Source organism: Myroides albus (assembly GCF_009711045.1).
Classification (GTDB): Bacteria; Bacteroidota; Bacteroidia; order Flavobacteriales; family Flavobacteriaceae; genus Flavobacterium; species Flavobacterium album_A.
Window position 1 is genome coordinate 35,264 of the sequence record NZ_WMJX01000024.1, and the last position, 9,351, is coordinate 44,614.

Consider the following 9,351-nt stretch of genomic DNA (forward strand, 5'->3'; position numbering starts at 1 on the left):
AAGTCGCAAATATAGAATTTATTCTCTGTAAAGTCAGTTTCTTATTAAAAGTTATTGATAATTTTTGCGCTTGATGTCTGGTTTTGGCCTTTTAAAACTTGCAGATTGTGGTTTTATTTATTTTAAGTGTCTGATTGCAAGTTGTTTGTTGCTTGAGTGTTTTTATATCATAACTATAGACAATAATTCAATAAGAGAGGGTGGACTTGGGGATTATGGGGATAGCCAACATCTTGTGCTCTACAAGATTGTGTAAGTTCTATATTGAGAAAAAGTGAGTGAATAGGATTAATGATTTCAAAAGTAAATGTAGGTCGAGTAAACATTAAGTATCTCAATGTTGTTTATTGATGAGATTATCAGAGTTGAAAGTGAAGTAAACTACTTTTAAAAAGCACAAGGGAATGTTTTAATCGCGGCTTAGCTTGCATTTTCTTGCAGATTGTTAGGGCTTTTCTTGGAGTTTGCTAGGCCAGAGAGGGGTTTTATCGAAGAAAGGTGCAAGAAAGATGCAAAAAAAACCTTAAGTTAGAGCGAATAGTATGTGTACCAAGTTAGCTTTCAATCCATCTTATTTACGACCTCATTGATGAAAGGAGACTACTTAACTTAATTGAAACTCATGTTAATTTAGGGAGTGAAGTGTAGTCTCAAGGTATAGCGGACTTGAGTGATCTTAGTTTAAGTTATGAATATGTTAAGATTGAAAGAGATTTTAATGTTAATGTTAAGCTGGTTTTAAGGTTGCGAATTGATGATTTGAATGCGTTTTTATTGAGCTTAAATAATATTTAATTTTATAATTATAGAAAACTAATTGTTTGAATAGTTAATTTATTGATTATTATTCTATATTTTAATTTTAGTCATCGTGTCGGTTTACTGTATTATTAGTAATAATGAGAGGTTATTTTGAGTCTATTTTAAATAATTGTACGTTTAGTGAATAATTTACTTATATTATTCTCATTTATATTTCACTTGTTTTGTAAGATATTTATTGTTTGGAATTATGTTAAATAAAAAATTAATATTTATTTTAGAATATACTCAATCTTAATTGATGTTTATGTTTCTTTTGTGGGCTTAATTATTGGTTTATTTTTAATTAAATAGCTAATTGTGTGTTATTATTTATAGTTATTAGTCTTTTTATGTGCTTAAAGTTTATTTATGTTAATTTTTAGACTGTATTAGGAATTATTTAATTTTTGTTATTTATTTGTTAACGGTTATTAATTAATAATTAACAAATATGAAGAGAATATTACGAGGGTTTCTTGTTGTGTGCTCAATCTATCTCTCAGGAGGTGTAATGGTAGCGCAAGTAAGAACAGTTACTGGTAAAGTTATTGCTGCCAGTGATGGCTTACCTTTACCTGGTACTACGGTTATTATTAAAGGGACAAATACTGCTGTTCAAACAGATATAGATGGTCAGTATAGTCTTAAAGTAAATGACGGAAATGCAGTTTTAGTTTATGAATTCATGGGATTCGCTACACTGGAGAAAAAAGTAAATGCTCAGCAGGTGATTAACGTTTCTTTATTAGACGATTCTAAGCTAATGGATGAGGTAGTGATCAATACTGGTTACCAAACTTTATCAAAGAGAAAAGAAGCAGGAGCAGTTAGCCGTATTGAAGCTAAAGACTTAAAAGTCGATGGTGTTACAGACGTAAGTAGAATGATTGAAGGTAAAGTGGCAGGGGTAACCGTGCAAAACCCTTCTGGAGTTTTTGGTGCTGCACCTAAAATTACTATTCGTGGTAACTCATCTATTATGGGTGATACAAAACCGTTATGGGTTATTGATGGGGTAGTACAAGAGGATATTATTAATGTGTCTTTTGAACAATTAGCTTCAGGTAACTCTGAGTCTGTATTGAGTTCAGCTATTTCTGGATTAAATGCAGAAGACGTACTTAGTATCGATATCTTAAAAGATGCATCTGCTACTGCTATTTATGGTTCACGTGCCATGAATGGAGTAATTGTTGTAACTACAAAATCGGGAAGAAAAGAGACTCCTATGTCTATTACTTACGCGATGGAGAACACATTAAGACCTATTCCGATGTATTCGCAATATGACTTGATGAACTCTCAGCAAAACATGATGGTTTATAACGAACTTGAGCAAAAAGGACATTTAGATTATGCTCAAATGTTATATGGCCGTAATGGTGGGGTTTATAATATGATGTATAGAGCTTTAAATGAGTATGATGCAGTAAATAGTAAATTTGCTTTATCTAACCAAGATCATATAAGAGCAGGATATTTGCAAACTTATGAGAAGGCTAATACAAATTGGTTTAAAGAATTATTCAGACCATCTATTACGCAGAATCACTCTTTGAGTTTTAATGGAGGAGGAAAAAACAGTGCATATTATGCTTCTCTTGGTTATTTTGCTGATCCAGGATGGACAATTGCTGATAGAGTACACCGTTTAACAATGAATTTAAAGAATACATTCTTTGTTAATGATAAACTGACAATCTCTTTATCTGGAATGGCTTCTGTACGTGATCAAAAAGCACCAGGAACATATGATTCTGAGAAAGATGTTGTGAATGGTTCAATCAGTCGTGATTTCGACATTAACCCATTTAGTTATGCTCTTAATACTTCTCGTGCTTTACGTGCTAAAAATGAGTTGGGTGAGTATGAGTACTATAGAAGTAATTGGGCGCCATTTAATATTTTAAATGAGCTTGATAATAATAGAATGGATATTGATGTAAAAGATATTCGTTTTCAAGCTGAGGCAGAATATAAAATTCTTCCAAACTTAAAATACAATGTGAATGGTTCTGCTCGTTATGCAACTACAAAACGCGTGCACAATGTAACAGAAAACTCTAACGTTATTGCGGCATATAATGCCAATGAGAATACAATCGAACGCGATCAAAACGTTTTCTTATATAGAGATCCAAGTAGACCTGAATTACCAGGTATGCCAATTATGACTAACTCTGGACTAAAGCGTACTTATACAAATGATATGACTTCTTTCTTATTAAGAAATACACTTTCATATGATAACGTATTTGCAGATAAACATGAGTTAGATGTTTTTGGAGGTACAGAGATGCGTGTGGTTAATAGAAGTAATGATTATTTCTTAGCTCAAGGAGTTCAATATGAAAATGGGGATGTATCTTATCCTGAGATTGATGCAATGCGTAAGTTGCTTGAACAAGGAGGAGAATATTTCTATTTTAAAGAAGAGAGAGAAAGAACTCTAGCTTTCTTTGCAAGAGCTGCTTATACATATGATCACCGATATACTTTAGCTTTAACAGGTCGTTATGATGGATCTAATAGCCAAGGTGATACAGGTTCTTCAAGATGGTTGCCAACATGGACTGCTTCTGGAAAATGGTTAATATCAAATGAGGCTTTTATGCAAAACAGTCTAACAGTTAGTAATTTAGCTTTAAGAGCTTCTTATGGTTTAACTGCTACTGCTGGACCTGCTACTAACTCATTGGCAATTTATAGACCTTATGTGACTCATAGACCAGGTTCGAATAATATGGAGAATGGAATTAACATTCAAGATTTGAAAAATGCGGACCTTACTTGGGAGAAACAATACGAATTTAACGTTGGAGTTGATTTAGGACTTTGGAACAATAGACTTCAATTAGCAGTAGATGCTTATCAAAGAAATTCATTTGATTTAATTGATCAGATTAGAACATCTGGAGTTGGTGGTCAATATATTAAGTTAGGTAATAATGCGGATATCAAAACAAAAGGTATTGAGTTTGGTATTACTTCAACTAATATTAAGTCTGGAGATTTCTCTTGGTCGACAACAGTTAATGGATCTATTTTCCATCAAGAAGTTACAAGTTTGCAAAATACTCCACGTGTTATTGATTTAGTTAGTGGTTATGGAGCTATGGAAGGACGTCCAACAAATGCTTTGTATTCTTACGATTTTACAGGATTAAATGCTGATGGTATGCCAACATTTGTTCAAGCACCTGGAGTAACAGATGTAGTTGGAGGAGCAAATTTCCAAGATTCAGTTAATTTAGAGAAGTACTTAAAGTATGAAGGTTCAATCGATCCTAATAAAACCTTGAGTTTATCTAATACATTTGAATACAAGAACTGGAGTTTAGGATTTTTATTTGTTGCTTCTGGAGGAAACAAGATCCGTTTAAACCCTACTTATGCTAGTTCTTATTCAGATATTGATGTTTTTGGAAAATCAATGAATGATCGTTGGTTAAATCCTGGGGATGAGAATTTTACAAATGTACCAGTTATAGCTGATAATACTATTTCTGTTAAATATGGAAATTCTGCGGTTATTAGAGCTTTTAATGCTTATAACTATTCTTCAGAACGTGTGGCTGACGGTGGATTTGTGAGATTGAAAAATATTTCATTAAGTTATGAATTCCCTGACCACTTTAAAAAGTCTATGAAAATGACAAGATTTTCAGTTCGCTTTATGGCAACAAACCCATGGCTTATCTATGCAGATAAAAAGCTTAATGGAGAGGATCCTGAGTTCTATAGAACAGGTGGGGTAGCTATGCCTCAAACCGCTCAGTACACATTGACTTTAAATGTTGGTTTCTAAATTTTTGAACAATTATGAAAAGAATAAAAATATTAGTTAGTGTTTTATTATTAGCAGCAACAACTGTTAGCTGTGGTGATTTCTTATCAGAAACACCAGATAATAGAACTGTTATAGATAGTCCAAGAAAGGTTGAGCAGTTACTGGTAGCGGCTTATCCAGATGCAACATTTATGTTGTTTAATGAGATGATGGCTGATGATGTAAGAGATTCAGGAAAAATGAATTTGACATCAGAGAATGACGAGAAGATGTTTACATTTCAAGATGTTCATGATGAAGATTTAGATTGGCCTATTCGTTATTGGATGGAAGCTTATAAAGCAATTGCTCAAGCTAATACAGCACTCGAGGCAATTGATAAATTAGAAAAAGAATATGCAAATAAACCAAGTAAACGTTCTTTAGAAAATTTAAGAGGAGAGGCATTGTTAGCAAGAGCATATTCACACTTTATGTTAGTGAATCTTTGGGCTAAGCATTACGATCCTGCAACAGCAAGTTCTGATATGGGTATCCCTTATATGACAAGTGTAGAAGATGAATTACTTGTTAAATATGAAAGAAATTCTGTTGAAGAAGTATATGACTTAATAGAGGATGATATCTTAACTGGAATTGCTAAACTTAAGGGAGTAACTTATGAGAATAACAATGTAGAACGTTACCACTTTAATGAGGCAGCAGCAAATGCATTCGCAACTCGTTTCTACCTATTTAAAGGTGATTACAAAAATGCTATTAAGTATTCGCAAGCTGTGCAAGGTTTACCAATTGGAAAACTTAGAGATGTACAAGGGGCTAATAAGAAGAGTATTGAGCAAAACGAAACAGATTATGCGCAGACTTATGTGCCAACTAATTTATTAGTGAGTACTGTAAAGTCAAGGATGACAAGAATTTTGCATACAAATAGATTTAATTTATCTTCTGCTTCTGCCAATAGATCATTGTTTGGACCAAATACGCATCCATTAGCGGAGAAAAATGGAAATTGGAATTATCCAAACGATACATATTCATTAAATGATCGTTACTATGTACATAAGTTCTATGAGCATTTTAAAATTATAGATTTTACAAATATGACAGGTCATACTTATGTATCATTTGTTCTGTTTTCTAATGATATGATGTATTTGGATAGAATTGAAGCAATGATTTTAGATAACCAAATTGACGAGGCTTCTAAAATGTTAGAGTATTTTACCCTTACAAGAACAAATCTTAATGCACCTGCTCAGGAGTTCATGGGAAGTATCAAGTATAGTGATTGGCAAAATCTTTACCCAATTCAGACAAGTGATATCAATCCAAAAACACAACTTTCTGAAGAACAAACAACTTTGTTAAGAGCGCTATTAGATGCTAGAAGAAGAGAAGGTTACCAAGAAGGATACAGATGGTTTGATATTCGTCGCTATAATATAGTTGTTAAACATCAAATGGCTACAGGCGAAGTGTATGAAGTTAAAGAGAATGATAACCTACAACAACTTCAGATTCCACTTATGGCAATTGATAAAGGTATAACTCCTAACCCTAGATAATTTTAAGATTATGAAAACAAACAATATTTTGAAAGGCTTAGGTTTATTTTTCACTTTAGGCCTTGTTTTAACATCATGTTCAAGTGATGATAAAATTGGTGATAGTATTTACAATACTGAAGAACAGCCAAAGACTGAATTAGATCAATGGATATTTAAATCATATACAGAGCCATATAATATAGATGCTACTTATTTGTGGAATGAAAGTATGGGAAAACCAGATAAAACTTTATTTCCGCCTAAGTTAAGTAGTGTGAAGCCTGCTTTACAAGTGGTTAAGAAAATATGGATTGATAGTTATTCAGAAGTAGGGGGCGAGGACTTTGTTAAGCTAATCGCGCCACGTCAATTGCATTTAATAGGAAGTTACAACTTGAATCACAATGGAACAATTGTTTTAGGTGAAGCTGGTGGTGGTGCTCGAATCACTCTATACAATGTTGATTTTGTAGATTACACTGATTTAGAAGATGTTCGTGAGTTTGTACATACCATTCAACACGAATATATTCACATTTTGAATCAAAGTAAACCTTATGATATTGTAACATGGAAAGCATTAGGTGAAAAACTTGGAGGGTATACATCTAACTGGTATAATCAAAATGATGAAGATAGTAATAATTTAGGTTTTGTGACTCCATATGCTAGATTAAACTCTGATGAGGATTTTGCAGAAACAGCTTCTTTTGTTCTTTTAAGTTCAAAAGCTGAACTTGAAAGTTTCCTAAGTAAGGTTAAGTCTGCTGATGGAAAAGCAATTATAGAGCAAAAAATTGCTATTGTTGAAAAGTACTTTTTAGATCAATTTTCAATGGACTTTTTTGAACTTAGGGATGCTGCTGAACGCAACACTAATGATGTGATTAATGGAAATTTTGAAGAAAATCAACCTTAATAAGTAAACAATGAAAAATTATATATATAAATCAGGTTTAGCTCTTATAGTTTTAGCAGCGCTTACTTCTTGTCAAAAAGAAGAGGATCGCGTATTTAGCGAGACATCTACCGAGCGTGTTGAACAAAGAGAGATTGAATTACAGAATCATTTGCTTACAGCTGAACATGGATGGAAACTTGTTTATGTAACTGATGGTAAACGCTATGGAGGTTTTACTTATCTATTAGATTTTGCTGGAGGACGTCACGTTAGAATGGTGTCTGATTTTAACGAAGAAGGGTTAATTGCAGAAACAGGTGAGTACCAAATTAAAATGCGTGGAACTACAAGTTTAATATTCTCTACACGTACTAAGATTCACGAACTTTCAGATCCTATTAATTCTGCTTATGAAAATGGAAAAGGATTTAATGGTGAGTTCCAGTTTGGGTACTATGGTAAGAGTGAGGATGGAAATGAAATGTATTTTAAAACTCCTAAGCAAGGTACTGAAGCAGTCTTTGTGAAAGCAACTAAGGAGGACTGGGATCGTTTTGAAGAGCAGTACAATATGGGATTTAATATGAGTTTAGATACTCAACCGATATTCCGTGTCTTGGAGGTAAATGAAGGTGGAAACGTGGTAAACTATGATTTGAATTATTTACCAAGTGTTCGTTTCGCTAAAATTGATAAGGGAGAAATGTTGAATAATCAAAGTTCTTTTGGAGTTGGTTATACGCCAGATGGTGTAAAATTAACTAAGGGAATAAAAGTAGGTGAAGATATTGCTACTGATTTTATTTTCGACCCTAATACATCAAGTTTTAATTATTCTGCTAATGGAAATACTGCTTCAATAAAGTATTCAGAGGCACCTATAAATTGGAATGATTCGTATAAAGTTACTTTAAAAGATAGTAATACTAGGTTGTTTTTCGATGCAGGAGATCTGGCTGGAGCTTCAACTAACTCACCACTGTTTAGAAAGTATTTAGATAAATTTAAAAAAGACTCTAAACCAGGTTTAAGTCAAATACAAATATACTTTAAACAAGGTGCTGGTAATTATGCTACTTTTGCATTTAATGGTGCGTCTTATAGATTGAATTTTAATGTTCAAGATGATAATGATGCACTTAAGATTACTGATAAAAGATGGACTAGTAACAATGTTCCAGCTGATTTGAAAGAATTTGCAGAAGCGTTATTTGAGGACAAACTTTATTTTAGAGTTGAGAGTTTTAAAATTAAGTATTCTAATACATTAGTTACTATTATGTCTAATAAACAGGCTATAGCATTAGCGAATTACGATTATAACTCTAGTTTTTAATTATATTGAAAACTTAGATATGTTTTAAGAAAAAGGAGGTCATTAAGACCTCCTTTTTTATTTCTTACAATTCTTTTACTCCTCGCCAGATATCTTTTTAAGGGCTCTATTTAGCGTACGTGTTGTAATGCCTAAATAAGAGGCCATATCTTCTTTAGAAATCTTTAATTGCTGCTTTTCTTGTAATTCCAATAGCTTTTCAAGGGCATGTTCGACCGTGTAAAGCTGTTGAAATGAAGCCTTTTGACTGGTGTGGTATACCCTAAGGGCTTCAACTTCCAATAGTGCATTGTTGAAGGTTATATCAGTTTTAAGCAAGTGTTCAAATACTGAGAGTGGAATAATATAGGCTGTCACTTCACTTATGGCTTCTACAGAAGCCAGGCAGTTCTTTTTACCCATTATTTCTATTTCACCCATAATCTCACCAGTGCTCAAAAACTCAGGAATATATTCCTTTCCATTCTCCTCAGTAATGAAGCATTTTGTAATGCCTTCATTAATAACTATTACTTTGGTTACAGGATCGCCTTGATGCAATAAATATTCTTTTGGTTTATATTTTTGCAATAAAATTTTATCCGAGAAAACATCTGTGTTTGCAAGGGTTTCGATATACGAAAAGAAGCTAATATTTATTCTTAACATTTTTTTATCACATTAGGGACAAATGTCCTATGGGGGTTAGTTTAATTTATTGAATTTTGTCTCATCAAAGTTAAGTAATTATCTATTAAAACTTTTTCGTTTTAGGTATGTTTTAAAAAAAGATTAGGGCCTTACTTACTTTGATAGTACTTTGCTAGCACAAAGTATGTTTTTTTCAATTATACAATACAAGTGATAAAGTGTTTTTTTCAAAAAAACGGGAGAACAGTGTAAGTGATGTTCTCCCGTTTTTATTACTTTTAAGTTTTATTGATTGATTTAGTGGATCAATCTCAAAAGTTGTGTTTAGGCATAAAGCTTA

5 protein-coding genes are annotated in these 9,351 nt (G+C 32.6%); 4 read left to right on the forward strand and 1 reads right to left on the reverse strand.

The window, feature by feature from the left end; genetic code table 11:
• The first annotated feature begins 1,255 nt into the window (after positions 1 to 1,255).
• From GJV76_RS10995 to GJV76_RS11010, 4 genes are read left to right on the forward strand one after another with little or no spacing between them, the layout of a single operon-like run.
• Positions 1,256 to 4,612 (forward strand): SusC/RagA family TonB-linked outer membrane protein, encoded by a 3,357-nt coding sequence (locus tag GJV76_RS10995; RefSeq protein ID WP_155092667.1) that lies wholly within the window; start codon positions 1,256 to 1,258, stop codon positions 4,610 to 4,612.
• Positions 4,613 to 4,626: 14 nt separating this feature from the next.
• The gene (locus GJV76_RS11000; protein WP_155092668.1) at positions 4,627 to 6,162 is read left to right on the forward strand and encodes a RagB/SusD family nutrient uptake outer membrane protein; all 1,536 of its coding nucleotides are present in this window, start codon (positions 4,627 to 4,629) and stop codon (positions 6,160 to 6,162) included.
• Positions 6,163 to 6,172: 10 nt separating this feature from the next.
• Positions 6,173 to 7,063, forward strand: coding sequence for a zinc-binding metallopeptidase (locus GJV76_RS11005; RefSeq protein WP_155092669.1), 891 nt, complete (start codon positions 6,173 to 6,175; stop codon positions 7,061 to 7,063).
• A gap of 10 nt (positions 7,064 to 7,073) precedes the next feature.
• Positions 7,074 to 8,381 (forward strand): DUF4302 domain-containing protein, encoded by a 1,308-nt coding sequence (locus tag GJV76_RS11010; protein WP_155092670.1) that lies wholly within the window; start codon positions 7,074 to 7,076, stop codon positions 8,379 to 8,381.
• Between the two features lie 75 nt (positions 8,382 to 8,456).
• Here GJV76_RS11010 and GJV76_RS11015 read toward each other — a convergent pair whose 3' ends face one another.
• Positions 8,457 to 9,029 carry a Crp/Fnr family transcriptional regulator gene (locus tag GJV76_RS11015; RefSeq protein WP_155092671.1) on the reverse strand — a complete coding sequence of 191 codons (573 nt, stop codon included), beginning with the start codon at positions 9,027 to 9,029 and terminating at the stop codon, positions 8,457 to 8,459.
• Positions 9,030 to 9,351: the final 322 nt, after the last annotated feature.